This is a genomic window from Brevundimonas sp. D3-1P, assembly GCF_055809335.1.
Window position 1 is genome coordinate 2,718,867 of the sequence record NZ_CM147908.1, and the last position, 26,107, is coordinate 2,744,973.

29 protein-coding genes are annotated in these 26,107 nt (G+C 69.1%); 13 read left to right on the forward strand and 16 right to left on the reverse strand.

Annotation, left to right across the window (positions count from 1 at the left end; translation table 11 throughout):
• Positions 1 to 3 precede the first annotated feature (3 nt).
• The 3 genes from AC0L6G_RS13715 to AC0L6G_RS13725 are packed head-to-tail and all read left to right on the forward strand — an operon-like array spanning position 4 to position 1,453.
• Entirely contained in the window at positions 4 to 597 is a 594-nt protein-coding gene (locus tag AC0L6G_RS13715; RefSeq protein WP_291539534.1) for a DUF2975 domain-containing protein, read from the forward strand.
• A gap of 23 nt (positions 598 to 620) precedes the next feature.
• On the forward strand, positions 621 to 860 hold the full coding sequence (locus AC0L6G_RS13720) for a helix-turn-helix domain-containing protein (RefSeq protein ID WP_291539532.1): 240 nt from the start codon (positions 621 to 623) through the stop codon (positions 858 to 860).
• Complete coding sequence (locus AC0L6G_RS13725) at positions 857 to 1,453, forward strand: Smr/MutS family protein (RefSeq protein ID WP_293827298.1); 597 nt, start codon at positions 857 to 859, stop codon at positions 1,451 to 1,453. The genes AC0L6G_RS13720 and AC0L6G_RS13725 overlap by 4 nt, the downstream gene beginning before the upstream one ends.
• Positions 1,454 to 1,513: 60 nt before the next feature.
• Here AC0L6G_RS13725 and AC0L6G_RS13730 read toward each other — a convergent pair whose 3' ends face one another.
• Both AC0L6G_RS13730 and AC0L6G_RS13735 read right to left on the reverse strand, forming a co-directional pair.
• Positions 1,514 to 2,155 (reverse strand): TetR/AcrR family transcriptional regulator, encoded by a 642-nt coding sequence (locus AC0L6G_RS13730; protein WP_293827299.1) that lies wholly within the window; start codon positions 2,153 to 2,155, stop codon positions 1,514 to 1,516.
• A 189-nt stretch (positions 2,156 to 2,344) separates the two neighbouring features.
• Positions 2,345 to 4,180, reverse strand: coding sequence for a cation:proton antiporter domain-containing protein (locus AC0L6G_RS13735; protein ID WP_293827300.1), 1,836 nt, complete (start codon positions 4,178 to 4,180; stop codon positions 2,345 to 2,347).
• Between the two features lie 154 nt (positions 4,181 to 4,334).
• Here AC0L6G_RS13735 and AC0L6G_RS13740 point away from each other — a divergent pair, with 154 nt between their 5' ends.
• Complete coding sequence (locus AC0L6G_RS13740) at positions 4,335 to 6,458, forward strand: M13 family metallopeptidase (RefSeq protein WP_293827301.1); 2,124 nt, start codon at positions 4,335 to 4,337, stop codon at positions 6,456 to 6,458.
• 353 nt (positions 6,459 to 6,811) lie between these two features.
• Here AC0L6G_RS13740 and hisS read toward each other — a convergent pair whose 3' ends face one another.
• The gene (hisS, locus tag AC0L6G_RS13745) at positions 6,812 to 8,323 is read right to left on the reverse strand and encodes a histidine--tRNA ligase (protein ID WP_473252485.1); all 1,512 of its coding nucleotides are present in this window, start codon (positions 8,321 to 8,323) and stop codon (positions 6,812 to 6,814) included.
• Between the two features lie 153 nt (positions 8,324 to 8,476).
• Here hisS and AC0L6G_RS13750 point away from each other — a divergent pair, with 153 nt between their 5' ends.
• Positions 8,477 to 8,683, forward strand: a complete 207-nt coding sequence (locus tag AC0L6G_RS13750; RefSeq protein WP_473252486.1) for a hypothetical protein — start codon at positions 8,477 to 8,479, stop codon at positions 8,681 to 8,683.
• A gap of 21 nt (positions 8,684 to 8,704) precedes the next feature.
• Here AC0L6G_RS13750 and hslV read toward each other — a convergent pair whose 3' ends face one another.
• On the reverse strand, positions 8,705 to 9,277 hold the full coding sequence (gene hslV, locus AC0L6G_RS13755; protein WP_473252487.1) for an ATP-dependent protease subunit HslV: 573 nt from the start codon (positions 9,275 to 9,277) through the stop codon (positions 8,705 to 8,707).
• Between the two features lie 195 nt (positions 9,278 to 9,472).
• Here hslV and AC0L6G_RS13760 point away from each other — a divergent pair, with 195 nt between their 5' ends.
• Positions 9,473 to 9,883 (forward strand): BLUF domain-containing protein, encoded by a 411-nt coding sequence (locus AC0L6G_RS13760; protein ID WP_293827303.1) that lies wholly within the window; start codon positions 9,473 to 9,475, stop codon positions 9,881 to 9,883.
• Positions 9,884 to 9,927: 44 nt separating this feature from the next.
• On the forward strand, positions 9,928 to 10,683 hold the full coding sequence (locus AC0L6G_RS13765; protein ID WP_293827304.1) for a HesA/MoeB/ThiF family protein: 756 nt from the start codon (positions 9,928 to 9,930) through the stop codon (positions 10,681 to 10,683).
• On the opposite strand, the gene AC0L6G_RS13770 is transcribed toward AC0L6G_RS13765, so the two are convergent.
• Positions 10,670 to 10,921 carry a hypothetical protein gene (locus tag AC0L6G_RS13770; protein WP_291537069.1) on the reverse strand — a complete coding sequence of 84 codons (252 nt, stop codon included), beginning with the start codon at positions 10,919 to 10,921 and terminating at the stop codon, positions 10,670 to 10,672. The genes AC0L6G_RS13765 and AC0L6G_RS13770 overlap by 14 nt on opposite strands.
• A 122-nt stretch (positions 10,922 to 11,043) precedes the next feature.
• Here AC0L6G_RS13770 and AC0L6G_RS13775 point away from each other — a divergent pair, with 122 nt between their 5' ends.
• Positions 11,044 to 12,246: a DUF6880 family protein gene (locus AC0L6G_RS13775; protein WP_293827306.1), complete on the forward strand. Its 1,203-nt coding sequence runs from the start codon at positions 11,044 to 11,046 to the stop codon at positions 12,244 to 12,246.
• On the opposite strand, the gene AC0L6G_RS13780 is transcribed toward AC0L6G_RS13775, so the two are convergent.
• Positions 12,243 to 13,229, reverse strand: a complete 987-nt coding sequence (locus tag AC0L6G_RS13780) for a 2-hydroxyacid dehydrogenase (protein WP_293827307.1) — start codon at positions 13,227 to 13,229, stop codon at positions 12,243 to 12,245. The two genes, AC0L6G_RS13775 and AC0L6G_RS13780, sit on opposite strands and share 4 nt — an antisense overlap.
• Before the next feature lie 68 nt (positions 13,230 to 13,297).
• Between AC0L6G_RS13780 and AC0L6G_RS13785 the strand changes: the two genes are divergently transcribed.
• The 3 genes from AC0L6G_RS13785 (at position 13,298) to fabB (ending at position 15,768) form a co-directional block, all read left to right on the forward strand.
• The gene (locus AC0L6G_RS13785) at positions 13,298 to 13,882 is read left to right on the forward strand and encodes an SH3 domain-containing protein (RefSeq protein WP_291537073.1); all 585 of its coding nucleotides are present in this window, start codon (positions 13,298 to 13,300) and stop codon (positions 13,880 to 13,882) included.
• Positions 13,883 to 13,951: 69 nt separating this feature from the next.
• Positions 13,952 to 14,488, forward strand: coding sequence for a 3-hydroxyacyl-[acyl-carrier-protein] dehydratase FabA (gene fabA, locus AC0L6G_RS13790; protein ID WP_291537074.1), 537 nt, complete (start codon positions 13,952 to 13,954; stop codon positions 14,486 to 14,488).
• Between the two features lie 62 nt (positions 14,489 to 14,550).
• Positions 14,551 to 15,768, forward strand: coding sequence for a beta-ketoacyl-ACP synthase I (gene fabB, locus AC0L6G_RS13795; protein ID WP_293827308.1), 1,218 nt, complete (start codon positions 14,551 to 14,553; stop codon positions 15,766 to 15,768).
• 199 nt (positions 15,769 to 15,967) lie between these two features.
• Here the strand turns inward: fabB and truA are convergent, their stop codons facing one another.
• The 10 genes from truA to AC0L6G_RS13845 all read right to left on the reverse strand — a co-directional run bounded on the left by truA (position 15,968) and on the right by AC0L6G_RS13845 (position 23,386).
• Positions 15,968 to 16,711, reverse strand: coding sequence for a tRNA pseudouridine(38-40) synthase TruA (gene truA, locus AC0L6G_RS13800; RefSeq protein ID WP_293827309.1), 744 nt, complete (start codon positions 16,709 to 16,711; stop codon positions 15,968 to 15,970).
• Positions 16,711 to 17,634: a methionyl-tRNA formyltransferase gene (fmt, locus tag AC0L6G_RS13805; RefSeq protein ID WP_293827310.1), complete on the reverse strand. Its 924-nt coding sequence runs from the start codon at positions 17,632 to 17,634 to the stop codon at positions 16,711 to 16,713. The genes truA and fmt overlap by 1 nt, the downstream gene beginning before the upstream one ends.
• Before the next feature lie 27 nt (positions 17,635 to 17,661).
• Positions 17,662 to 17,904, reverse strand: coding sequence for a hypothetical protein (locus AC0L6G_RS13810; protein WP_291537078.1), 243 nt, complete (start codon positions 17,902 to 17,904; stop codon positions 17,662 to 17,664).
• Entirely contained in the window at positions 17,904 to 18,479 is a 576-nt protein-coding gene (def, locus tag AC0L6G_RS13815) for a peptide deformylase (protein ID WP_293827311.1), read from the reverse strand. The genes AC0L6G_RS13810 and def overlap by 1 nt, the downstream gene beginning before the upstream one ends.
• Positions 18,480 to 18,542: 63 nt before the next feature.
• Positions 18,543 to 18,809, reverse strand: coding sequence for a hypothetical protein (locus tag AC0L6G_RS13820; RefSeq protein ID WP_293827312.1), 267 nt, complete (start codon positions 18,807 to 18,809; stop codon positions 18,543 to 18,545).
• A 63-nt stretch (positions 18,810 to 18,872) separates the two neighbouring features.
• Positions 18,873 to 19,274 carry an acyl-CoA thioesterase gene (locus AC0L6G_RS13825; protein WP_293827313.1) on the reverse strand — a complete coding sequence of 134 codons (402 nt, stop codon included), beginning with the start codon at positions 19,272 to 19,274 and terminating at the stop codon, positions 18,873 to 18,875.
• A gap of 35 nt (positions 19,275 to 19,309) precedes the next feature.
• The gene (locus tag AC0L6G_RS13830; RefSeq protein ID WP_293827315.1) at positions 19,310 to 19,900 is read right to left on the reverse strand and encodes a hypothetical protein; all 591 of its coding nucleotides are present in this window, start codon (positions 19,898 to 19,900) and stop codon (positions 19,310 to 19,312) included.
• 4 nt (positions 19,901 to 19,904) lie between these two features.
• Entirely contained in the window at positions 19,905 to 21,077 is a 1,173-nt protein-coding gene (locus AC0L6G_RS13835; RefSeq protein WP_293827317.1) for a polysaccharide biosynthesis/export family protein, read from the reverse strand.
• A gap of 30 nt (positions 21,078 to 21,107) precedes the next feature.
• Entirely contained in the window at positions 21,108 to 22,391 is a 1,284-nt protein-coding gene (locus AC0L6G_RS13840) for a glycosyltransferase family 4 protein (protein WP_293827318.1), read from the reverse strand.
• Positions 22,392 to 22,393: 2 nt separating this feature from the next.
• Positions 22,394 to 23,386, reverse strand: a complete 993-nt coding sequence (locus AC0L6G_RS13845) for a KpsF/GutQ family sugar-phosphate isomerase (RefSeq protein ID WP_291537085.1) — start codon at positions 23,384 to 23,386, stop codon at positions 22,394 to 22,396.
• Between the two features lie 173 nt (positions 23,387 to 23,559).
• On the opposite strand from AC0L6G_RS13845, the gene otsB reads away from it, so the two are divergent.
• Both otsB and AC0L6G_RS13855 read left to right on the forward strand, forming a co-directional pair.
• Positions 23,560 to 24,318, forward strand: coding sequence for a trehalose-phosphatase (gene otsB, locus AC0L6G_RS13850; protein ID WP_291537086.1), 759 nt, complete (start codon positions 23,560 to 23,562; stop codon positions 24,316 to 24,318).
• Between the two features lie 4 nt (positions 24,319 to 24,322).
• Complete coding sequence (locus AC0L6G_RS13855; RefSeq protein WP_473252488.1) at positions 24,323 to 26,107, forward strand: glycoside hydrolase family 15 protein; 1,785 nt, start codon at positions 24,323 to 24,325, stop codon at positions 26,105 to 26,107.

Below are 26,107 nucleotides of genomic sequence, written 5' to 3' on the forward strand. Positions count from 1 at the left end.
GCCATGCGCCTGCCGAGCCCGCGACATCCGACGAAGCGAGGCGAGACGCGATCCCTGACATGGCTGCGGGCCATGGGGCCGGGGTCGGTGTCCAGCGCGCTGAAGGTGGTGCTGGACGTGGCCTATGTGCTGTTGTGGCTGATCACCGGGCTGTTGCTGCTGCTGGTGATCGCGGCCATCTTCATTCCCCTGGACAATGTGAACATCACCGTCAGCAGCGATGCGGGCGGCAAGCAGCTGCCGCTGACGCGCGCCCTGCTGCTGTTCGGCCTGGGGGCCGCGACGGCCTATTTCGGCGGCTTCATGCTGATTTTGCGCAGCCTGCGTCGCATCATCCGCACCCTGACCCTGGGCGACCCTTTCCAGCCGGGCAATGTACGCCGGCTGCGCCAGATCGGCCTGACCCTGGCGGTCGTGACCGGCGGCGTCTGGCTGGCGCAGGGCTTCGTGGCCAAGCGGCTGGCGCCCGGCGTCATGGACCCCCAGGGGCTGGGCGAACTGCTGACCCCCATCTTCTCCGTCCTGATCGTCTTCGTTTTGGCGGAGGTGTTCCGCGAGGGCGCGCGTCTCCGCCGCGAATCCGAACTGACGATCTGAGCCGTTTAGACTAGGATTTCCGCATGGCCATTCGCGTCCAGCTCGACCGCGTTCTCGTGGAGCGCCGCATGTCCCTGACCGAACTGGCGGATCGGGTCGGGGTGACGGTGGCCAATCTGTCGATCCTGAAGACCGGCAAGGCGCGGGCCGTGCGGTTCTCGACCCTGGACGCCCTGTGCCGCGAACTGGATTGCCAACCCGGCGACCTGCTGGTCCACGAGCCGGGCCCGGCCGACGTCCTGGAGGACGACGAGGCGCCATGAGACGAAAGGGGCCGGGGCGCGACGAGAACGGACTGACGCCCGAGGATCGGCGCATCTGGACCCGCGTCTCCAGCTCCGTCGCCCCGCCCCGCGTGAGAAAGGCCGCCCGCGTCACGCCTGGCGCCGAGACGCCGACCGAGATCGCGGTTTCGCCGCAAGCGCCTGCACGCCTTTCGCCGAAACCGGCGTCGACGAAGCCGACGCCCCGCCTGGTCCCGCCGCCGTCGCCGCACAAGAGTCCCGCTCCGTCGCCGCGTCCCAAGCCCCCCCCGGAAGACCTGGAGCCGCGCCGTAAGCAGCGGCTGTCGCGTGAACGCGATCCCATCGAGGCGCGAATCGACCTGCACGGCTTCGGCCGGTTCGAGGCCGAGGATCAACTGCGCGGCTTCCTGACATCGTGCCAGGCGCGCGGGATGCGGGCGGTGCTGGTCATCACCGGCCAGGGGCGGATGGGGGGCGGCGTGATCCGCCAGGCGTTCGGCGAGTGGATGCAGGCGCCGGCCCTGCGCGGCGTGGTGTCCGGTTTCACCGCCGCCCATCGCAGGCATGGCGGGAACGGCGCCTTCTACGTCACCCTGAAGCGGCGCGTCTGATGGAAAAAAGGCCGGGCGCGCGCAGCGAGCCCGGCCTCTTCGCATGGCTTGGACGACGACCTATCTGGTCGCCAGGGCGCCGGCCAGGATCACGTCGATCTGCTTGCCCATATGGTCCGACAGCGCCTGAGCGTCCCATTCGTCATAGGCGGCGCGGCGATAGTTGGACAGATAGGCGTCCCAGATCAATTCGACCAAAAGGCGGATGTCGGCGTCCTTGCTCAGTTCGCCCTTGGCCACGGCCTCCTGCAGGATGCCGCCGATGGCCAGCAGCAGGTTCTTGGTCGCGGCGCGCGCGCGCATCTCGGCGGCCAAGGGCTGGAACCAGGAGCGGGCGACGATGGCCTGGAACAGCGGCAGCTGGTCCAGCGAGGACTGATAGCCGGCGGTCAGGGCGCTGACCAGGCGCTGGCGGACCGGTTCGCCCTCGGGCGCGGCGGCCTCGACGACCTCGGCCAGGCGCGTCATGTCCTCGGTCAGAACGGCTTCGAACAGTTCGGCCTTGTCCTGGAAGTTGGCGAAGACGGCGCCGGTGGACATGCCCGCGCCCTTGGCGATGTCGCGGATCGTGGCGGGCTCGTAGCCCCGCTCGGCGAACAGGGAGCGGGCGGCGTCCAGAACCTTCTGCCGTGTGCGGATCTTGGCGGCCTGGCGGCGGTTCAAGCGGGGTTCGACGGCGAGGCTTGCGACGGTATCGGTCATGAAATCAGACTTTTACTCTACTTTGAGTCCCGAACGCCGCGGACGGGTTCGAAGGCGACTTGAGGTGAAGACCGCGGCCCACACCGGGACGTACAGGCGCTTTCCGCTCCCGGCGCAGCAACAGGCGGACCCCGCTTGCATCACGGAACCATGACGAAAATGGGTCCGCCGCCGACCGCAGGCACAAGCCTAGCGCCCGCCGGTCTCGGAACGCGGGTTGCGGACCGTGCGGCGCAGGGCGCGGCTGGGGCGGTTGCGGCGCTCGGCCGGCGTCGCGGCCTGGAAGGCCTTGCGGAATCGGTCGCGCCGCTCGTGTATCGAGGCCAGGACCAGGCCTATCGGAACGCCCAGATCGACCAGGATGTTCTCGGCCAGCTGCAGGCTGGCCTCGGTCGTCTCGGGCACGGCGTCGGTGACGCCCAGGCCGTACAGGCGCACCGCGTGCTGGTCGTCGCGGGCGCGCGCGATCAGGATCAGGTCGTCGCGCATCGCCCGGGCGGCCTGGACCACCTCGTCCACCTTGGCCGGGGCGTCCATGGTCACGACCAGGGCGCGGGCGGACTGGACGCCGCAATGCTGCAGCATCTCGCGCCGGCCTGCGTCGCCATAGAAGACCTCGAACCCGTCGCGCCGGCCGGCGGCGACCGCGCCGGCGTCGGTGTCCAGGGCGATGAAGGGCTGGGCGTGTTCCTTCAGCATCTCGCCGATCAGGCGCCCCACCCGCCCGAAGCCGACGACGATGACGGCGCCGTCCGCCGTCGCCGGGGCGGGGATGTCCGGCAGGGCCGCGTCCGGCCCGGCCCTTCGGGCCAGTCGCTGGCCGATCATGGCCAGCAGGGGGATGGAGAAGATGCTGACGGTGGCCGCCAGGGCCACGGTGTTGGTCAGGCCGGGCGGGGCCAGGCCCTCGACCATGCCGGTGGCGAAGACGACGAAGGCGAACTCCCCGGCCGGGGCCAGCACCAGGGCCGTCTCCAGCGCCGGGCGGGCGCCCAGGCCCCACAGCCGGGTCAGGCCGAAGACGACGCCGGCCTTGACGACCGTCAAGGCCAGGGCCAGGCCGAAGATCCCGGCCGGATCGGCGGCGATGGCGTCCAGGTCCAGCCCCAGGCCGACGCCGACGAAGAAGACGCCCAGCAGCAGCCCCTTGAACGGCTCGATCGAGACCTCGACCTCGCGCCGGAACTCGGTCTCGGCCAGCAGGACGCCGGCGACCAGGGCGCCGATGCTCATCGACAGGCCGCTGGCCTGGGCCGCCAGCCCGGCGCCGACCACCACCAGCAAGCTGGCGGCCACGAACAGCTCCCCGCCCTGGGCCGCCTTTCGCGCCCTGGCCACCGAGCGGAACATGGGTCTGAGCACGACCCGGCCCAGCACCACCAGCAGGCCCAGCCCCACCGCCGCCGGAACCAGGGTGAACAGCGACCGGCCCAGGATCGCCGGATCCGGGGCGCCGCCCTGCTGGGCCACGGCGGCCAGCACCGTCACCGTGATCAATATGGGAGCGACCGACAGGTCCTGGGCCAGCAGGATGGCGAAGGTGGAGCGGCCGACCACCCCCTTCAGCCGCCCGCGCTCGGCCAGGACCGGCATGACCACGGCGGTCGAGGACAGAGCCAGGCCCATGCCCAGGACGGCCGCGCTGGCCAAGGTCTGGCCGATCAGCAGGAAGCCCGCCCCGATCACGGCCGCGCAGACCACGACCTGCATCAGCCCCAGACCGAAGACCAGCCGGCGCATGGCCCGCAGCCGCTCCCACGACAGCTCCAGCCCGATCATGAACAGCAGGAAGGCCACCCCCAGTTCGGACAGTTGCGCCAACTGGGCCGGGTCGCCGATGGTCAGCCACGACAGCCAGGGCAGCGCGGCGGCGAAGCGACCCAGGCCGTCGGGGCCAAGCAGCACGCCGGCAGCCAGGAAACCCAGCACCGGACTGATCTTCAGCCGGTTGACCAGAGGCACGATCACGCCTGCGGCGGCCAAGAAGACCACCAGATCCTTGTAGTCGCCGCCGTGCCCGTGCATCGCCCCTCCGTCCGGCCGCATCTGAACCCGAACCGGCGACGGTGGCGAGATGTCGCAGCGCTTTCATGAATTTTTTTTAAGGCGACAGCCCCCTCTCCGGGGCTAGGGTCCCGGCCGAACCGTCCATTTCCGGGGCGGAGCCTAGGATCCCGTGATGAAACGACTGCTTATCGGCGCCGCCGTCGGCGCCCTTCTGCTGCCCGCCAGCGCCGCCTTCGCCCAGGACGCCGATCACGACCACGCCTGCATCGACGAGACCTGCTCGATCGTCTCGCTGTTCTCGGGCGAAGAGACGGCGGCCGGCTGGCAGGGAACCCAGGCGCCCCGCTACGGAACCTGGGGCTTCGACCTGGCGGGCCGCGATACGTCGGTCAAGCCGGGCGGCGACTTCTTCCAGTACGCCAACGGCAAGGCGCTGGAGAAGCTGGTCATTCCGTCGGACCGCACCAGCTACGGCTCTTTCGCCCTGCTGCGCGAACTGTCGGACAACCGGATGAAGGAACTGGTCACGGGCCTGGCCGCGCGCACCGACCTGGCCCCCGGCTCGGACGAGGCCAAGATCGCCGACGCCTACCGCTCCTACATCGACGAGGCGCGCATCGAACAGCTGGACGCCCAGCCGCTGCAACCCTATCTGGCGGCCATCCGCGCCGCCGACAGCCATGAGAAGATGGCCGTCTACATGGGCCAGACGGTCGGCCGTTTCGGCGCGTCCTTCTTCGGCACCGGCATCACCATCGACGCGAAACAGCCCAACCGCTACGTCGTCTCGACCGGCCAGTCGGGCCTGGGCCTGCCGAACCGCGACTACTATCTGGACGCCCGCTATGCGGACAAGAAGGAGAAGTATCAGGCCTATGTCGGCCGGATGCTGACGATGATCGGCTGGGACAATCCGGCCGAGACCGCCGCCCAGATCGTCGCCCTGGAAGAGAAGATCGCCCAGGCCCACTGGAGCCCGGTCGAGAACCGCAATCGCGACAAGACCTATAACGAGTTCACCATCGCCCAGCTGGTCCAGCAGGCGCCGGGCTTCGACTGGCAGGCCTATTACGACGCCGCCAAGCTGGGCGGCGTGCCGCGCCTGATCGTGCGCCAGGACACGGCCATGCCCAAGATCGCGGCCCTCTACGCCGAGACGCCAGTTGCCCTGTTGCAGGCGTGGGAGGCCTTCCACACCGCCGACGACATGGCGCCGCTGATGTCCAAGCGGTTCTCGGACGCCCAGTGGGAGTTCCGTTCGCGCGACCTGTCGGGCCAGCCCGAGCAGCGCACCCGCGAAAAACGCGCCATCTCCTTCGCCGAGGGCTCGCTGGGCGAGGCGACGGGCCGTCTGTACGTCGCCCAGTATTTCCCGGCCGAATCCAAGGCCAAGATGGAAGAGCTGGTCGCCAATCTGCGCACCGCCCTGTCGCACCGGATCGACAACCTGACCTGGATGGGGGCCGAGACCAAGGCGGCGGCCCAGGAGAAGCTGCGGAAATTCACCGTCAAGATCGGCTATCCCGACAAGTGGCGCGACTATTCCGGCCTGGACGTCCGCGCCGACGACCTGGTCGGCAACGCCGAGCGCAAAGGTCTGTTCGAGTGGAACTACGATCTGTCGCGCCTGAACGAGCCGGTCGACAAGTCCGAATGGGGCATGACCCCGCAGACGGTCAACGCCTACTACAACTCGGCCAACAACGAGATCGTCTTCCCGGCCGCGATCCTGCAGCCGCCCTTCTTCGATCCGAACGGCGATGCGGCGGTCAACTATGGCGGCATCGGCGGGGTGATCGGCCACGAGATCGGCCACGGCTTCGACGACCAGGGCTCCAAGTCCGACGGCGACGGCGTGCTTCGCAACTGGTGGACGGCCGAGGACAAGGCCCGGTTCGAGGCCCTCACCGCGCGCCTGGGCGAGCAGTACGCCACCTACGAGCCGATCGCCGGCTATCACATCAACCCCGGCCTTACGATGGGCGAAAACATCGGCGACGCCTCGGGCGTGGCCGTGGGCCTGGAAGCCTACCACCTGTCGCTGAACGGCCAGCCCGCGCCGGTGATCGACGGCACGACCGGCGACCAGCGCTTCTTCTACGGCTGGGCCCAGGTCTGGCAGTCGAAGTATCGCGACGAGGCGCTGAAGCAGCAGGTCGCCACCGACCCGCACTCGGCCGCCCAGTTCCGCGTCATCGGCCCGCTGCGGAACGTGGACGCCTGGTACGACGCCTTCGACGTCCAGCCGGGAACCAAATACTATCTGACGCCGGACCAGCGCGTTCGCATCTGGTAGGCGACGGGTCTTCTATAGACGGAAAAGGCCGGGGTTCGCCCCGGCCTTTTTCTTGCCTGCCCCGTCGCTGGCCCAAGGCTCCACGGGCCTTCAACCCCAAGGTCGCAACTGGATTTCAGGCATAGAAAAGCCCGCTGCGGGGGATACATCGCAGCGGGCTATCTTGCTCTTTAAAGAGCGGACGTTTCCTCCCCGAAACGCCTTCGAGTGCTGCGCGCTTGAGCAACGCTTGCTCTCGAGTGAGTTCATTTGACGCAAGGGCCGGTCGGTCGTCAACGGCCCGTTTCACCAAAGTCGAACTTTCTTCGACTTATCGCTGATAACCCATTTTCGCCGCCCAGTATTATCGAAACTTATTCGATAATACCCTTGATCGCCGTGATCAGCCCGTCGCGCGGGATCGTCATCTGGCCCGGACGCGCGGCCTTCCAGGCGTCGTTGTCGGCGATGGCGGCGGCGGCGGCGCGCCCGGCGTCCAGGTCCTTGATCGTGACCTCGCCCGCCGCGATCTCGTCTCCGCCCAGGATGACCACGGCCGGGGCGCCGCGCCGATCGGCGTATTTCATCTGGGCCTTCATGCCGGCCCGACCCAGATAAAGCTCGGCGGCAACGCCGGCGGCGCGCAGTTCGGCGACGGCGTCCAGATAGTGGGACATATCGTCCTCCGAGAAGACGATGACCACGACCGGGCCCCGCGTCGCATCCTCGGCGCCGCGACCAGCAGCGCGCAGGGCCGAGGCCAGACGCGACACGCCGAAGGAGAAGCCGGTCGCCGGCACGCTCTGGCCGGTGAAGCGGGCGACCAGGTCGTCGTAGCGGCCGCCCCCGCCGATGGAGCCGAACCGCACCGGCCGGCCCTTGTCGTCGACGGTGTCCAGCAGCAGTTCGGCCTCGAACACCGCCCCGGTGTAATATTCCAGGCCCCGCACGATGGTCGGATCGAACTTCACCGCGCCCTGATCCACCCGCATGGCGTTCAGCGCCCGGTCGATGGCGGCCAGTTCGTTCAGCGCCGCCTCGCCCGCCGCGCCCAGGTCGCCCGAGCGGGCCACGGCGTCCAGGGTCTCGGCCCGCGACAGGCCCGGCGTATTGGCCGAGGCCAGGAAGGCTTCGATAGCCGCCGTGACCTTGGCGGGCAGTTGCGCGCCCTTGGTGTAGTCGCCGGACTCGTCCAGGCGGCCTTCGCCCAGCAGCTGGACCACGCCGGCCCAGCCCAGGCGGTCGAACTTGTCGATGGCGCGAAGGACCGTCAGGCGCTGACCGGCCTCGGTCACGCCGCCCGCGTCGAACAGGCCGTCGAACAGCTTGCGGTTGGAGACGCGGATCTGGGCCTGTCCGGCGTCGAGCCCGGCGCCGCCCAGGCCCTCGCAGGCCATGGCGATGATTTCAGCGTCCGCTTCCGGCCGATCCGAGCCGACGGTGTCGGCGTCGCATTGCCAGAACTCGCGGAAGCGGCCGGGGCCGGGCTTCTCGTTCCGCCAGACGGGGCCATAGGCGTAGCGCCGGAACGGCTTGGGCAGGGTCTCCCAGGTCTGGGCCGCGAACCGGGCCAGGGGCGCGGTGTGGTCGTAGCGCAGGGCCATCCACTCGCCTGGCTCGTCCGACCCCGCGTCGTCCTGAAGCGCGAAAACGCCTTCGTTGGGACGGTCGGCGTCGGGCAGGAACTTGCCGAGCGCATCGGCGTATTCGAAGGCCGGCGTCTCCAGCGGCTCGAAACCCCAGCGCTCGTAGACCTGGGACACGCGCGCCACGATGCGGCGCTCGGCGGTCAGGTCGCGGCCGCGCTTGTCGGCGAAACCGCGAGGATTGCGCGCGAGGGGGCGGGTCGGACCCGAGGCTGACGAAGGGATGTCGGCTTTGCTCATGGCGCGCGCTTAAGCCAAGGGGAGGGCGACCGCAAATTGCGCCGGCCAGGCTCGGCCCGCTCCGCCGGGCCTTTTCGGCGCAAGGGCTTGGCTGGAAACGATAAATCGGCGCGCCGGAGGAACCGGCCCCGAGGCCCTTCGTTGAAGCGTGGCATGACGCCCCACGCCCTTCTCGTCGCCCGAACCTGCAACACCTCCGATCGCCGCACCATCCGATGGTGGGAGTGCGAACTGGTGGAGGACGGCGGGGCGCGGCGTCGTCATGACGGCGCCTTCTTTTCGATACGCGAAGCCCAGACCTGGGCCTCGGCCCAGGGTTATCCGGTCGCCGACGAAGGGGCGCAGGACGACGCGCGATGAGCCAGGCGAGGCCGGCGCGCGTCAGGACTCCAGCGTCTCCACCGTCAGATTGCCATTGGTGTAGACGCAGATTTCGGCGGCGATCTTCATCGCCTTCCTGGCGATCTGTTCGGCGTCGAGGTCGGTTTCCTCGATCAGGGCGCGGGCGGCCGACAGGGCGTAATTGCCGCCCGAGCCGACGGCCGCGACGCCGTATTCCGGCTCCAGCACGTCGCCGACGCCGGTGACGGTGAAGATCGACGACTTGTCCGCCACCAGCAGCATCGCCTCCAGGCGGCGCAGATAGCGGTCGGTGCGCCAGTCCTTGGCCAGGTCGACGCAGGCGCGGGCCAACTGGTCTGGATACTGCTCCAGCTTGGCCTCCAGCCGTTCGATCAGGGTGAAGGCGTCGGCCGTGGCGCCGGCGAAACCGGCCACCACCTTGCCGCCGGCCAGGGTGCGCACCTTGCGCGCGGCGCCCTTGACGATGGTCGGGCCCATTGAGACCTGGCCGTCGCCGGCGATCACCGTGCGGCCGTCCTTGCGCACCGCCAGAATGGTCGTGCCGTGCCAGTCGGGAAAGGCGGATGCGGTCGGGTCGAAGGATCGGGTCATGTCCGACAGATGGACAGGACGGCCCGGCCGATCAAGCCCGGGCCTCGGAACCGATGCCGACGCGCGCCTGATGGCTCGGGTCGGGGGCCCGCCAGGACGATCGCTGGACGCCGGACCCCTGCTGCAATCTATTAACGCTCTTGGCCTAGCACTCTGCGGCCGGGCCGCGGCCCACAGTTGCGTATGAGTGAGTCCATGGCCCTGTTCCGCGTCGTCTATGTCAGCGAGGCCGCCGGCCCGGCCGCGTCCGGCCTGATGCCCTTGGTCGACATCATCGGCGTGTCGGACCGCAACAACCGGCGCGATCAGCTGACCGGCGTCCTGATGCGCCACGACGGCCGCTTCCTGCAGGTGCTGGAAGGCGCCCGCGTCGACCTGGACCGGACGCTTGCGCGCGTGCGGGCGGACGGCCGCCATTCCGGCCTGCGCATTGTCGATGACCGGGCCGTCGCCGCGCGGATGTTCCCCGACTGGGCCATGGCGCGCGTCGAGGCGACGCCGGGCATGGCGCATTTCCTGGCGTCGGACTTCGAAGGGACCGACGGGGAGGCCGCGCTGGACCGACTGCTGGCCGAGATCGCGCCTGCGGCGGCGAGCGCCGTGTGACGGTCGCCCCTCGCGATCCGTCGCCGGGATCGCTAGATGGGGGCGTGATCTTTTCCGAAGACGAAGTCGAACGCTATGCGCGCCACCTGGTCCTGTCCGAGGTGGGCGGGCCGGGGCAGCAGGCGCTGAAGCGCGCGCGCGTGCTGATCGTCGGCGTCGGCGGCGTGGGCTCGCCTGCCGCCCTCTATCTGGCGGCAGCGGGCGTGGGGACGCTGGGGCTGATCGACGACGATGCGGTGGGCCTGTCCAATCTTCAGCGCCAGATCGCCTTTTCGACCGCCGAGGTCGGGCAGGCCAAGGTCGCGGCGGCGGCGGATCGGCTGACGCGGCTGAACCCTCATGTCGCCGTCGAAACCCACGCCGAACGCCTGACCCCGGCCAATGCGGCCGAGCGGATCGCGGCCTACGACCTGGTGTTGGACGGAACCGACGATTTTCAGACGCGGCTGTGCGTCAACGCCGCCTGCGTGGCGGCGGGCCGCCCTTTGGTGTCGGGCGCCCTGGGGCGCTGGAGCGGACAGGTCGGGGTGTTCGCCGGCCGGCCCTGCTATCAATGTCTGGTTCCCGATATTCCGCCGGATGCGGAGACTTGCGCCCGCGTCGGGGTGGTCGGCGCCCTGGCCGGGGTGATCGGGTCCATGGCGGCCCTGGAGGCGATCAAGCTGATCGCCGGGGCGGGCCAGACGCTGACGGGGCGGCTGATGCTCTACGACGGCCTGGCGGGCGCGGGGCGCACGGTCCGGGTCGCGGCCGATCCGACCTGTTCGGTCTGCGGCGGCGGACCGGTCAGGCGGCGTTGAGGAAGCGCACGTCGGCCAGGTCCAGATCGTTCAGCGGCGCGGCGAACCCTAGGGCGGGATTGCTCAGAACCGTGACCAGCCGCTCGCCGCAATAGAGATACAGGGTCTCGAACCCGGCCCAGTTGCGCGCCACGTCCTCGAGCGCCCGATTGGCCGACTGATCGTCCGAGGCGTCCAGAACGCAGATGTCCCTGACCGGCGCGCCGGGCAGATTGACGATGCAATAGTAGGAATCCAACGCGATGCTTCCTTGAACAGGACGCCGGAAACGAAGTCCGTCCGCGGCGGTTCCGCTCATGCCTGCGGTTTTCGACAGCCGTATAAGGCGCGTTCGACAGACGTGTGAAAAGAGGAGGCCCGATGGCCCGCAGACCCGCCGCGCCCAAACGTCTGAACGCCGCCAATCTGAGCGGACTGGGGGCGGACCGGCTGGGCGAGCTGCTGATGCAGGCGGCCGATGCGGACCCGATCCTGAAACGTCGTCTGCGGCTGATCCTGGCGGGAGAGGCGGGCGCGGACGCCCTGGCGCTGGAGTTGGACAAACGATTGGCGACCCTGGCGGCCGGCCGGGCGCGGGTGTCGTGGCGCAAGCGGCCCGACCTGCTGCGCGATCTGGCGGTCCTGAACGAAGGCGTCGAGACCCTGAGCCGCCTGTCGCCCGCCGAGGGGCTGGAGCGTCGTCTGGCCTGGTTCGACCTGTTCCGCAGTCTGTCGATGCGGGTCAAGGATCCGCGCGGCGAGCTGGCGGACGCCTTCGAAACAGCCGCGCCGGCGCTTTGGCGGGCGGCCGAGGCGGCCATCGAGGGCGATTCCGGGGTCGCCGAACGCCTGGTCCAGGCGATCCAGGACCATCCGCTGGACTACGCCCGCTGGATCGGCGCGGGCGGCGAGGCCCTGGCCCCGGCCGTGGCGCGTCGTCTGTTGGAGGGGTTGGACACGGCGTCCGGCGCGCGCGGGATTCGCACGGTCCTGCGGCGCCTGGCCGACCGGGCGGACGACCTGGATCTGTGGCTGTCGCTGGTCACGCCAGAGGAGCGCGGATCGCCCGACTTCGCCGCCGTCATGGCGCGACGCCTGCTGATCGCGGGCCGTGTCGCCGAGGCGCGCAAGGCGCTGGAGGCCGCGTTGCAACCGTCGCCGGCCAATCGCCGCTGGACCTTCGGCCGCTCGCCAAGCGGCGCCCCGCGCCTGACCCCGGCGTGGGAGGCCGCCTCCATCGACCTGATGGAGGCGGAGGGCCGCAAGGACGAGGCGCAGGAATTGCGCTGGGCCTTGTTCGAACGCGACCTGTCGGCCCCGGCGCTGCGGGCCTATCTGGCCCGCCTGCCCGACTTCGACGACGTGGAGGCGCTGGATCGCGCCCTGGCCCATGCTGCCGCCTATGCGGATTTCGAGACGGCGCTCGGGTTTCTGATGGACTGGCCCGCCCACCGCGAGGCCGCCGCCCTGGTCGAGCGTCGGATCGGGGAGGTGCGCGCGCCTCTGCCCCTCAAGGCCGATTGGGCGGCGCGGCTGGGGCAAAAATACCCCCAGGCCGCCGAGCGGCTGCTGGCCTCGGCCTAAAGCATCGCCGGGATGACGCGGTCGGGCGGGCGGTGGCCGTTCTGATAGGTCATGACATTGGCGATGACGCGGTCGCCCATGTCCTGACGCGCCTCCAGCGTCGCCGAACCCAGGTGGGGCAGAAGCACCACGTTCGGTTGGCCCAACAGGCCGGGATGGATGTCCGGCTCGTTCTCGAACACGTCCAGTCCCACGCCGGAGACCGCCCGCATGGCCACGGCCTGGGCCAGGGCCGCCTCGTCGATCAGTTCGCCGCGCGCCGTGTTGATCAGGATGGCGTGGGGCTGGAGCCTGGACAGCCGTGCGGCCGACAGCAGGTGATGCGTGTCCTTGGTCGCCGGGCAATTCAGCGACACGATGTCCATCCGCGCCAGCATCTGGTCCAGATCGTCCCAATAGGTCGCGCCCAGCTCTTCCTCGGTCAGGGCCGGGACGGGCTTGCGGTTGTGATAATGGACCTGCAGGCCGAAGGCCTTGGCGCGCCGGGCCAGGGCCTGGCCGATCCGGCCCATGCCCACGATCCCCAGCCGCTTGCCCCACAGCTTGCGCCCGCACATCCAGGTCGGGGTCCAGCCCTCGAACCGGCCCTCAGCGACGACCTGGGCGCCCTCGACGATGCGGCGGCTGACGGCCAGGATCAAGCTCATGGCCAGATCGGCGGTGTCCTCGGTTAGGACGCCGGGGGTGTTGGTGACGATGACGCCGCGCGCCACCGCCGCGTCGACGTCGATATGGTCCACGCCCGCGCCGAAGTTGGCGATCATCTTCAACTGCTCGCCCGCCCCATTAATCAGGTCGGCGTCGATGACGTCGGTGATGGTGGGCACCAGAACCTCGGCGCGCTGGACGGCGGCCGCCAGGGCGGCGCGGTCCATCGGCTGGTCCTTCAGGTTCAACTCGGCGTCGAACAGCTCGCGCATCCGCGTCTCGACGGCGTCGGGCAGACGTCTGGTTAATACGACCTTAAGCTTGCGGGCGGACATTCTGGGCCTTGGTTTGCGGGCGGCGGTTCTTAAGGGACGAAAGCCCGCGCGACGGGTCGTTCCATCCAGTGTCTAGCAAAGCCGCCGCCATCTTCCAAAGTCTGCGACGCCGCATCGCCGCCGTTCTCGCCGTTCTGGGTCTGGGCGTCCTGCTCGGCGTGGGAACCGGCGCGGGCGCGACCATGCCCGACGGGCGCCCCACGCCCACGGGACTTCAGGTGCCGCGCTGGATCTCGCTGAAGTCGTCGCACGTGCGCGCGCGCCAGGGACCGGGTCTGGACTATCCGATCCTGTGGGAATACCGCGCCGCAGGTCTGCCGGTGCAGGTGGTCGCCGAGACTAGCGAGTGGCGCAAGATCTGCGACCCCGACGGGGCCGTGGCCTGGATCCACCGCACCGTGTCCTCGGGGCGGCGCTATGTCTTCAACACGACGGCCCAGGAAATCCCCATCCGCTCGGGCCGGTCCGAGACCGCTTCCGTCCGCGCCCGGCTGTCGCCGCGCGCCCTGATCGCCCTGGACGAATGCGAGGACGGCTGGTGCAAGGTCCGGGCGCGTCGGATGGAAGGCTGGACGCCCCAGCGCGCGGTGTTCGGCACCCAGGAACGGGCCCTGTGCAACGCCAACCGGCCGGCAGGCGCCGGCCGCAACTGACGCCCCGCTGTTGAGCGAAGCGGCGCGGTCGTGTAACCCGCGCGCAACGTCTTAAGAAACGGAAGCGCCTTGACCCAGTCCCAATATCCCTCGTCCTTCGATCACGAGGCCCTGCTCGCCTCGGGCCGCGGCGAACTGTTCGGTCCGGGCAATGCTCAGCTGCCCGCCCCGCCGATGCTGATGTTCGACCGGATCGTCACGATCAATGCGGACGGCGGCGACCACGGCAAGGGCTATGTCGAGGCCGAACTGGACATCAATCCGGAGCTCTGGTTCTTCCAGTGCCACTTCATCGGCGATCCGGTCATGCCGGGCTGCCTGGGCCTGGACGCCATGTGGCAGTTGGTCGGCTTCTATCTGGGCTGGATCGGCGGGCCGGGCCGCGGGCGCGCGCTCGGCGTCGGCGAGGTCAAGTTCACCGGCCAGGTGACGCCGGACGTCAAGAAGGTGGTCTACAGGATCCACCTGAAGCGCGTCATCAACAGGAAGCTGGTCATGGGCATCGCCGATGGCGTGCTGGAGGCCGACGGCCAGGTCATCTACACCTGCAACGACATGCGGGTAGGACTATTTGGCGCCGCCAAGGATGAGCCAATCGGCGGCTGAGCCCCTATATTCCGTCGCGAGGCGGAGGACCTTCGGGTCGAAAGCATTCAGAAGGAAACACCATGCGTCGTGTCGTCGTCACCGGCCTGGGCATCGTCTCCTCCATCGGCCATGGCGCCGAGGAAGTGACCCAATCGCTGCGGGAGGCGCGGTCGGGCGTCGTCCACGCCTCCGATCACGCCAAATACGGCTTCCGCAGCCAGGTCTGGGCGCCGCCCAGGATCGGTCCGTGGGAAGAACTGGTCGATCGTCGCGCCGCCCGTTTCCTGGCCAACGGCACGGCCTGGGCGCACATCGCCTTCGAAGAGGCGCTGAAGTCGTCGGGCATGACGGCCGAAGAGATCAAGGACGACCGCATCGGCCTGATCGTGGGCGAGGGCGGCCCCTCGACCCAGGTGATCCTGCAGGCGGCGGCGACCACGGTCGAGAAGTCCTCGCCCAAGCGCATCGGCCCGTTCGCCGTGCCCAAGGCCATGGCCAGCGGTCCTTCGGCGGTGCTGTCGACCTGGTTCCAGATGCGCGGGATCAACTATTCGATCTCCTCGGCCTGCGCGACCTCGGCCCACTGCATCGGCGCCGGGGTCGAACAGATTCAGTGGGGCAAGCAGGACGTGGTCTTCGCCGGCGGCTGCGAGGACATCGACTGGTCCATGTCCAACATGTTCGACGCCATGGGCGCCATGTCGTCCGACTTCAACGCGACCCCGTCGGTCGCCTCGCGCGCCTATGACAAGGATCGCGACGGCTTCGTCATCGCCGGCGGCGCGGGGATCGTGGTGCTGGAGGAATACGACCGGGCCAGGGCGCGCGGCGCGACCATTTACGCCGAAGTCACCGGCTATGGCGCCAACGCCGACGGCTACGACATGGTGGCCCCCTCGGGCGAGGGCGCCCGGCGCTGCATGAAGATCGCGCTGGAACAGGCCGGCAATCCGAAGATCGACTATCTGAACCCGCACGGCACCTCGACCCCCGTGGGCGACGCCAAGGAGATGGAGGCCGTCCGGGCCGTCTTCGGCGACCAGACGCCGATGATCTCCTCGACCAAGTCGCTGACGGGCCACAGCCTGGGCGCGGCGGGGGCGCAGGAAGCCATCTACTGCCTGTTGATGATGCAGAACGGCTTCGCCGCCGAGAGCGCCCATATCGAAAACCTCGATCCGGCCTTCGAGGGGATGCCGATCCTGCGCCAGCGCCACGACGGCGAACTGACCCACGTCATGTCCAACAGCTTCGGCTTCGGCGGCACCAACGGCACGCTGATCCTGTCCAAGGTTTGAGGCCGCCTGCGTATTTTACGTCATCCCAAGGCTTGTCCTCGGATCCAGACTCCCCGGGCGCGTAACGGCGGCGCACCCTTTGGATAGACCGGGCGTATTCGTCTCCAGCGACATCCTGAGGGAGAACGCGGCCCTGAACGCGGGTCCGATCGCCGAGGTGCTGGCGCGGAAGCGCGGCTGACGCATCCACAGGCGGGGTTCAATCGTAGCGCACGCCGCTGAGATAGAGCCCTGCCGACGGGGCGACGGGGCCGCAGCGGGCGCGGTCCTTCGCCTCCAGCGCGGTCTTGACGTCGTGGGCGCTCCAGCGGCCCAGGCCGACCTCGACCAGGGTGCCGGCCATCGAGCGGACCTGGCGGTGCAGGAAGCTGCGGGCCTGGAAGACCAGGTGCACCTCCTCGCCGAAGCGGCTGACGCGGGCCACGTCCAGCGTCTTGATCGGGGACTTCGACTGACAGGCGACGTCGCGGAAGGTGGTGAAGTCGTGATGGCCGACCAGGACCTGGGCCGCATGATGCATGGCCTCGGCGTCCAGCGGCTTCTTGACGTGCCAGACCCGGTCGCGCTCCAGCACCGGCTGGGGGCGGCGGTTCAGGATGCGATACAGGTAGCCCCGTCCGGTGGCCGAGAAGCGGGCGTGCCAGTCGGGATCGGGGGCGTATTCGGCCGTCAGCACGCAGACGTCCTGACGCGCCAGATGGGCGTTCATCGCGTTCAGGACCGTGGCGGGCGGCCAGTCGCGCTCCAGATCGGCGTGGATCACCTGGGCCGTCGCATGGACGCCGGTGTCGGTGCGGCCGGCGGCGGCGATGCGGATGCGTTCGCCGGAGAAGGCGTGGACGGCGTCCTCGATCGCCCCCTGCACCGTCGGCTGGCCGTCCTGGGCCTGAAAGCCGTTGTAGGCCGTGCCGTCGTATTCGAGGATCAGCTTGTAGCGCGGCATCAGCCGAGCACGGTCCCGGCCGTCAGGGGAAAGCCGCGCAGCATCTCCTCGGCCGATTGCGCAGCCTTGCCCTCGCGCTGGACGCGGATCAGGCGCACGGCGCCGTCGCCGCAGGCCACGGTCAGGGCGTCGTCCAGCGCCGTTCCCGCAGCGCCTGAGCCGGCTGCCAGGGCGGACAGCAAGGCCTTGATCCGCACCGGACCCGTCGCGGATGGCGCCTCGAACCAGGCGCCGGGGAAGGGCGACAGGCCGCGGATATGGGCGTCGATCTCGGCCGCCGGGCGGGTCCAGTCGATCCGGGTCTCGGCCGGCGTGATCTTCCTGGCGTAGGTCGGCTCGCCGACCTGATCCGACGGCGTGACCCCGCCGCGTTCGATGGCGGCCAGGGCGCGGGGCCAGAGCGCGGCGCCGACATGGGCCATGCGCTCGGACAGGGTCGCGGCCGTGTCGTCGGGATGAATGTCCATCCGTTCGCTGAGCAGGATCGGACCCTCGTCCAGCCCTTCGCTCATCTGCATGATCTGGACGCCGGTCTGCCTGTCCCCGGCCATGATGGCCCGCTGGATCGGGGCCGCTCCGCGCCAGCGCGGAAGCAGGGAGCCATGCAGGTTCAGGCATCCCAGACGCGGCGCCTCCAGGACCGCAGGCTTCAGGATATGGCCGTAGGCGACCACGCAGGCGGCGTCCAGGTCCAGGCTCTGGAAGGTCTCGACCACCTCCCGGGCCTTCATCGATTCCGGCGTGAAGACGGGCAGGCCCATGGTCTCGGCGAAGGCGTGGACCGGCGACGGCGTCAGCTTCTGGCCCCGGCCCCTGGGGCGCGGCGGCTGCGAATAGACGGCGACGATCTCGTGGCCCGAGGCGATCAACTCGGCCAGGGACGGCACGGCGAAGTCGGGAGTTCCCATGAAGGCAAGGCGCATGGGCACGCCTTTAGAACGTTGCGGCGCTTACTGCCAGCGGGTGAAGACGCCGCCGCCTTCGTCCCACTCGCCGCCCGCGTCCAGGGCGTCGTCGAAGTCCAGCAGCCGGTCCAGCAGCAGGCCCGCGACCACGCCGATCAGGGCCACGCCCGCCAGGGTCGCCACGCCGGCGACGCCGACCTTCTGGCTGCGCGTCAGGCGACGACGGCCTTCGGTGTCGATGACCAGCGACTGGCCGCGGCGCGGAAGGGGGCGGGCGGTGCGTTTCATCAGGCGGCGATCCTGTCCTTGGCGGCCTTCTTGACCTTGGTCACGGCGCGATCCCGCTTCAACCGCGACAGGTGGTCGATGAAGAGCACGCCGTTCAAATGGTCCATCTCGTGCTGGATGCAGACGGCGTAGAGACCTTCGGCCTCCTCCTCCACCGACTGACCGTCACGGTTCAGATAGCGAATGCGGACGCGGGCGGGGCGTTCCACCTTGTCGAAATACTCCGGGATCGACAGGCAGCCTTCCTCGTAGGTGTAGAGCTCTTCCGAAGCCCACAGGATTTCGGGGTTGGCGAAGAAGCGCGGGTTCTTGCGCGCCTCGGCGTTTTCGGCGGCCTCTTCCTCGGTCTCGCAGACCACGCCGTCCTTGTCGCCCAGGTCCATGACGATGACCCGGTCCAGGGCGCCGATCTGCACGGCGGCCAGGCCGATGCCGGGCGCGTCGTACATGGTCTCCAGCATGTCGTCCATCAGGGCGCGGACGGCGTCGTCCACGGCCGCCACGGGCTTGGAGACCTGCTTCAGGATCGCCAGGTCGGCGGCGTTGTCGATGGTGAGGATGCGTCGGAGGGCCATGGCCGGGACGTAGGCGCGCCCCGGCTTCAGGTCAAGATTTCTGGCCGTCGCACAGAGCCTTGGTCAAGTTTCGGGAACCGTAAGCATGAGGCCGATGATCGTCCAGATCGTCCAGGCCGCAGCGATGATCAGCAACATTCCACCCGGCAGCATCGCCTTGAAGCGATTGTGCATGAGGACGGCATACCTTTCGGGTTCCACGTCACGCTGGACTGCCGTTCGGCGATGTCCGCGCGTATGCACGATCCCAGACGATTTTGCGCGCAGCCAAGGCAAGGCTTCACGCAACAGCAGGAAAAGACCTGCCGCGTACAATGCAATCAAGATCATGGAGCCCCCTCAAACCGATGTATTTCATCGAGGTTGCGTGACTGTCAACCCGAGTAGACCGGTTCAGTCTTTGCCGGGAAGCGGGCGCGGCTTGCGGTGTTCGTCGATGGCGACATAGGTGAAGACGCCCTGGGTCACGCGCGCCGAGGCGGCCTGGGGCTGGCCCCGCGCGCGCTTCCAGGCCTCGACATGGACGCGGATCGAGGTGCGGCCCGAGCCGATGACATGGGCGTAGATGCTGACCTCGTCGCCGACCGAGACGGGCTGGTGGAAGACCATGCTGTCCAACGCCACTGTGGCGCAGCGCCCGCAGGCCAGTTCGAACGCCGGGGTCGCCCCCGCCAGGTCCATATGCGCCAGCAGCCAGCCGCCGAAGATGTCGCCTTCGGGGTTGGTGTCGGCGGGCATGGCGATGATGCGGCCGACGGGCTGGAAGGCGGGCGGCTGTTCGGGGGCGTCGGGCATCGGGGAAAAGCCTTGTGATCGGGGAGACGGGGTCCTTAACGCGGCTTTCGCCGCTTGTCGCGTGCGGTCGGCCTCGGCGGGGCCGGCGGTTCCGGCGCATCCGGGACGGACAGCGACAGGCGCGAGGCGCGGATCGGCTGGGCGTCGCGCAGCGCCCGCCAGGCGGCCCCCAGTTCCATCGCCGTCAGCAGATGATCCCGGGTCAGGACCTCGCGGCGCGAGGCCCTGAGGCGGGCGATTTCGCCCAGCAGACGCGAGGCGGCGCGCAAATCCTCGCGTTCGGATCGCGCGCCCAAATCCTGAAGGCGCGCGAAGCGCCAGCCCTGCTCCGGCGGGTGCTCCAGCGCCAGGGCGAACCGCTCCTGGGGCGTCAGTTCGGCGGCGACGAAACGCCAGCCGTCGCCGTCCGTCCCGCGTCGGTAGTGGCCGCCCTGAGTGGGCAGCCCCCCTTTGGCGTAGATGTCCAAAGCGCCGGCCTCGATCTCGTCCAGCGCAAGGCTGAGCGGATCGGGCTCGGCCGGCGCCGCCGCCTCCGGCCGCTCGAACGGATCGACCCGATCGGCGGGCGGGACGTCGGCGGGCCTTTGTCGAAACAGGCCACGGATCGACAGTCGCCCGCCTGCCACGGGCTCAGTTGTTGTTCAGCGTGCTGGTCACGGACACGTCGTAGACCACGCGCGTCAGGCTCTGCACCACTTCGAAGAATTTGCGCATCTCCGCGGCGCCGGCCAGGGGCACGTAGATCACGTCCTCGGGCATGACCTGCATATTGGTCGCGGCGAAGACATTGGCGGCGTCGGCGAAGTCCAGCTGATACACCACCGGCACGCCGCGCGGGGTGGCGGGCTGGCTGATCCCCAGGGCCTGGGCCACTTCGGGGCGTTCGAAACGGAAGATCAGCACCCGGCGCGCATTGGCCGTATTGGTGTTCAAGCCGCCGACCTTGGACATGGCCCCCGTAAGGGTCATCGGACCGGCCGGCATGTCGACCTGGGTCACGGCGTTCAGACCGCCGAAGGTGGAGAAGCGGCGGGGCTTGTACTGGACGTTGACCACGTCGCCGCGTTGCAGGCGCACGTTCTCGCCGAACTCGGTCGTGACCGCCGACAAGGGGGCGGTGTAGGTGCGGCCTTCGCGCTGGATGCTGATGATCAGGTCGTCGGTGGTGCGGGCCGATCCGCCGGCCGCCGCGATGACGTCCAGGATGCGGTCGCTGTTGACGCCCAGCGGCGCGCGGCCCGGCTGGCGCACGTCGCCCAGCACATTGACGGTGTTCGAAGCATTGCCGACGATCGAGACCAGCACCTGAGGATTGGCGACCTTGCCGACCAGGGCGCGCCGGATGGCCGCCGCCGCCTGGGTGGAGGTCAGGCCCTGGACGCGGACCTGGCCGCCGAACGGGATCGTCACCGATCCGCTGCGGTCGACCGTCGCCCCCGGCAAGGCCTGATTGCCGCCCGACAGGGTCGCGGCGCTGCGGCCCGACGTCGAGCCGGCCCCCAGGCTTCCGCCGAACAGCGACCCGGACGGGTCGAAGATGGAGATGGCCAGGGTGTCGCCCTCGCCGATCACATCGGCGGGCTGGTCGCTGGAGCCGGCGGCCAGGGAGCCGAAGAACTGCGGCGGAACCTGTTTGATCCGCTCGGTCACTTCATAGGTCAGCGGCACCAGGGCGTAGCTGCCAGGGGTCGAGGCGGTGGTGGCCCCGGCGTTGACCGAGCCGCCCGACGGCCCGTCGCGCGGCAGGGTGGAGCAGCCGCCCAGGATGGCGACGATGGCAAGCGGCAGGATGATGCGCGTCATGAAGCGGGAAAGCCCTTGTTCGCGGATTGATTACAAGCCTTTGACCGCGCTCGCCAGAGGCGAAGCGCGTTCAAGTCCGATGGCCTCGGCGACGATGCGGAAATGCCCCCTCCAGGCCGGGGCGGCGTAGACCGAGGCGGGGCCGGCCGGCGCGAGGGTCGCGCGCTCGATCGCCTCCATCCAGCCCAGCCCGTCCAGCGGGTCGATCAATTCGGCGTCCGGCGTCAGCTCGCGGTGCGGCGGAATATCGGAGGCGATCAGCCTCAGCCCCATGGCGCAGGCCTCCACCGCGGGCAGGTCGAACCCTTCGACAGACGAAGGCGCCAGGACCGCCCGCGCGCCGCGCATCAACCGGGCCAGGGCGGCGTCCGACAGGTTGGACGCCTGGTGCACCACCCCTTGCAGATTGGGCGAGCGTTGCAGGTGGTCCAGAACCGCCTCGTTCTCCCAGCCATAGCGCCCGACCAGGACCAGAGACGGCGTCCGCTCGCCCAGCCGTTCCTCCAGCCGCCGCCAGAGGGTCAGAAGCAGCGCCAGGTTCTTGCGCGCCTCGATGGTGCCGACATGGACGAAATAGGGCCGGGGCGCTGCGATCGCGTCGCCGGCGCCGAAGGCCGGCTCCAGGCCCAGGTGGGCGACGTGGATCGGCGGCCGAGGCAGGCCTTCCCTTCTGGCGAAGGCCTGCAACTCCTCGCGCGTATAGGCCGAGTTGACGATGATCCGGCTGGCGTGGCGCAGGGTGTTGGCGACGCGGGCGTGGTGTTTGTCGCCGTCGCCGGGTCGGCAGAATTCGGGATGGGTGATGGGGATCAGGTCGTGGATCAGCACGACGCGTTCGATCCCCGCCGCCTCCAGGGCCTTCAGCGCCGTAGGCTCGTGCAAGGTGGTATGGCCGACATTCAGATAGAGGTCGGCGTCGGGCAGGGGCGAGACATAGCGGGAGCGGAAGAATTGCTTCAGCACCCGCCCCTTGTCGGCGGGCCTGTCCTGGACCGGCGCCGGCGGGGCCCCGATGACGGAGACAGCCGGGCGCGTCGGCGCCGTCAGCGCGTCCAGCAGCCGCGCCTCGTGCGCCCGGTCGGCCGGCGCAGCGGCGGCGCCGTTCCAGCGGCTGCGCAGATCGGCGACGAAACGGCCGAACCAAGCCGGATCGACCGGCGCGAGCCGGTTCTTGCGGCCCCGCACCGGCAGGACGGCGACGCCGGGCGCTCCCAGCAACCATTCGGCATAGGCCAGACAGACCCGGTCCACGCCGGTCGGGGCGGAGCGATCGGCCCGGCTCATCAGCCGGCTGGCGTCATAGAGAATACGCATGATCAGGCGACGTAGCCGGCCTGCATCAGTTCGGCGATATGGACGATGGCGGTTGGCCGACCGTCCTCGACCACGAACAGATTGGCGATCTTGTTGGCCGTCAGCAGGTCGACCACGTCGCTCATCCGCGCGTCGGGATCGACGGTGATCGGATTGGCGCCCATGATGTCGGACGCCTTCAGATTGGTCGTGTCGCGCTGGAAGGCGCGGCGCAGGTCGCCGTCGGTGACGATCCCGGCCAGGGCGCCGTTTTCGTCCAGCACTGCCACGGCCCCCTTGCGTCCCTCGGTGATGGCGGAGACGACTTCGCCGAAATCGGCGTTCAGCGGCACGCTGGCCGGCGCGGCGGCGTTGTCGCCCATCCATTCCCGCACGCTCTGCAGGCTCATGCCCAGGGCGCCGCCCGGATGGTGCAGGCCGAAATCCATGGCCGTGAACTGGCGCCGGTCCATCAGCACCATGGCCAGGGCGTCGCCCAGCGCCAGGGTCATCAAGGTCGATGTGGTCGGCGCCAGGCCGTTGGGACAGGCCTCGGCGACGCGCGGCATGGTCAGGCAGACGGCGGCGTTGCGGCCCAGGAAGCTGGCCGGCCGTTGGGTGATGGCGATCACTGGAATGTCGTTGCGCTGGCAATAGATCAGCGGATCGCGCAGTTCGCGGCTCTCGCCCGAGTTGGAAATGGCCAGAAGCGTCACGTCGGGCCGCAGCATCCCCAGGTCGCCGTGGCTCATTTCCGCCGGGTGGACGAAGAAGGCGCTGGTGCCGGTCGAGGCCAGGGTCGCGGCGATCTTGCCGCCGATATGGCCCGACTTGCCCATGCCCGTGACCACCACATAGCCCGGCCGGCTCATGATCACGTCGACGGCGCGGGCCAAGGACACGTCGATGGACCGCTCCAGCGCCTCCAGCGCTTCGACGTTCAGCCGGACGACCTCGCGGGCGCGATCGGTCATGGCGGCGATGTCCTGGGGGGCGGAATGGACGATCTCGGTCATTGTCTCAGCGGCCCGCAACCGGGCGCTCCTTGTTTACGCGGCGCGCGCTCCGCGAGAGTTGCGGACATCGGCGCGCGTCTCCCTTTCAGACGACTTTGTCGGTTTCGGGTCAACCTTTGCCGCCCTGGCGTGTTAGCGTTGCTGGGGAAGTTGATTAAAGAGTCTGACGATCCATGCCGTCTCACGCCGGAGCCGCCGAACTGTTGCTTGCGCGCCCCCCTGTCGTCGCCGACGGGATCGCGCTGTTTCTCGACATGGACGGGGTGCTGGCCCCGATGGCCCCGACGCCCGATGCGGTCGGGCCGGTCGCGCGGCGCACCGCGGCGCTGAAGGCGGTCGAGGCCCGACTCGACGGGCGCGTGGCCATCGTCAGCGGCCGCACCATCGCGGAGATCGACCGGATTTCCGATAACGCCCTAGTGTCCGGCTCGGGCGTTCACGGCCTGGAGCGCCGGTTGAAGGACGGCTCGATCCAGCGACGCGTCGCCGACCCGGGCGTGGCGCGCGCGCTCGCCGCCTTCAGGGTCTTCGCCGCCGACCATCCGGGGGTGATCGTCGAGGACAAGGGCGTGTCGGTCGGCCTGCACTATCGCCTGGCCCCCGACGCCGCCGGCCCGGCGAAGGCGCTGGCGCGGGCACTGGTCGACCAGACGGGCCTGGCCTGCCAGCCTGGGCATATGGTGGTGGAGCTTAAGACCCCCGGCGCAGACAAGGGCGCCGCCGTAACCGCCTTCATGCACGAGGCGCCGTTCCAGGGTGCGGTCCCGGTCATGCTGGGCGACGACCTGACCGACGAATACGGATTCGAGGCCGCGGCGGCGCTGGGCGGCTACGGCGTTCTGGTCGGCCCCGAGCGAGATACGGCGGCGCGATACCGCCTGGACGACGTGGATGATGTCCTGACCTGGCTCGAAGCCGTAGCGGAGGCCTGATCCGATGACGCCCAACCTGGACCTCTTTCCCATCGGCAATTGCGCGGTCAGCGCCCTGATCGACCGCCGGGGCCGTTTCGTCTGGGCCTGCGCGCCCCGGGTCGACGGCGATCCGGTCTTTTCGGCCCTGATGGACGGATCGGACCCCGACCACGGCTTCTGGGCGATCGAGATGGACGGGATGGCCGCGATCGAACAGGCCTATGTCCGCAACACCCCCGTCCTGCGCACCGTGATGAGGGCCAAGGACGGGTCGTCGTGCGAGATCATCGACTTCGCCCCCCGCCATCCGAAACATTCGCGGACCTATCGGCCGCTGGCCTTCGCGCGCATCGTGCGGCCGTTGTCGGGCACGCCGCGCATCCGCGTCCGGCTGCGGCCCGCGACCGACTGGGGCGCGCGGCCCGCGCCCCACACCTCAGGCTCCAACCACATCCGCTATCGGTGCGCCGAGGTGACGTTCCGCCTGACCACCGACTGTCCGGTGTCGCACGTTCTGGAGGAAAGGGTGTTCCGCCTGGAACGGCCGCACGCCTTCTTCCTGGGGCCGGACGAGGGTTACGATCAGGACGTGGGTCATGGCGTCCAGGCGGCGCTGGACCGCACCGTCGCCTATTGGCAGGATTGGGTGCGCAAACTCTATCTGCCGCTGGATTATCAGGAGGCGGTGATCCGGGCGGCGATCACCCTGAAACTGTGCGCCTACGAGGAGACGGGGGCCATCGTCGCCGCCATGACGACCTCGGTGCCCGAGTTCAAGGAGAGCGGGCGCAACTGGGACTATCGCTACTGCTGGATCCGCGACGCCTATTATACGGTGCGGGCGCTGAACCGGCTGGGCGCTGTGGACATCCTGGAGAATTATCTCGTCTATCTCAGGAACCTGGTCGACGATTCCGCAGGCGGCCACGTCCAGCCGGTCTATGGCGTGGGACTGGAGCCGGGCATCGGCGAAAGCATCGTCGAGACGGTCGAGGGGTATCGCGGCATGAAGCCGGTGCGGATCGGCAATCAGGCCCACGAGCATCTGCAACACGACGTATACGGACAGATCGTCCTGCCACTGGTTCAGGCCTTCTACGACCAGCGGCTGCTGCGGCCCGGCACCATCGACGACTTCCATGCGCTGGAGAAGGTCGGCGAGCGGGCCTTCGCCATGCATGACCAGACCGACGCCGGCCTGTGGGAATTCCGCACCATCGCGCGGGTCCACACCTATTCGTCGGTGATGTGCTGGGCCGCCTGCGACCGGCTGGCCAAGGCGGCGGAGCATCTGGGCCTGCCGCACCGGGCCGAGGTCTGGCGCGAGCGGGCGCGCCTCATCCGCGAACGGATCGAGGCCGAGGCCTATCTGCCCGACGAAGGCCGGTTCGCCGCCAGCTTCGGTGGGCGCGAGCTGGACGCCTCTCTGCTGCAGATGACCGACCTGGGCTTCCTGGAGGCGCACGACCCCCGTCAGGTCGCCACCTTCGACGCCATCGAGCGCGATCTGAAGAAGGGGCCGTTTCTGTTCCGCTATGTCGAGCCGGACGACTTCGGCGAACCGGAGACTGCCTTCAACTTCTGCACTTTCTGGTTCATCGAGGCGCTGCATCAGAACGGCCGGATCGAAGAGGCCCGCGCCATCTTCGAGGAGATGCTGAACCGTCGCACCGTCGCCGGCCTGCTCAGCGAGGATATTTCGATCGAGGACGGCGAACTGTGGGGCAACTATCCCCAGACCTATTCCCTGGTCGGCATCATCAATTGCGCCGTGTTGTTGAGCCGATCCTGGACCGACGTGCGTTGA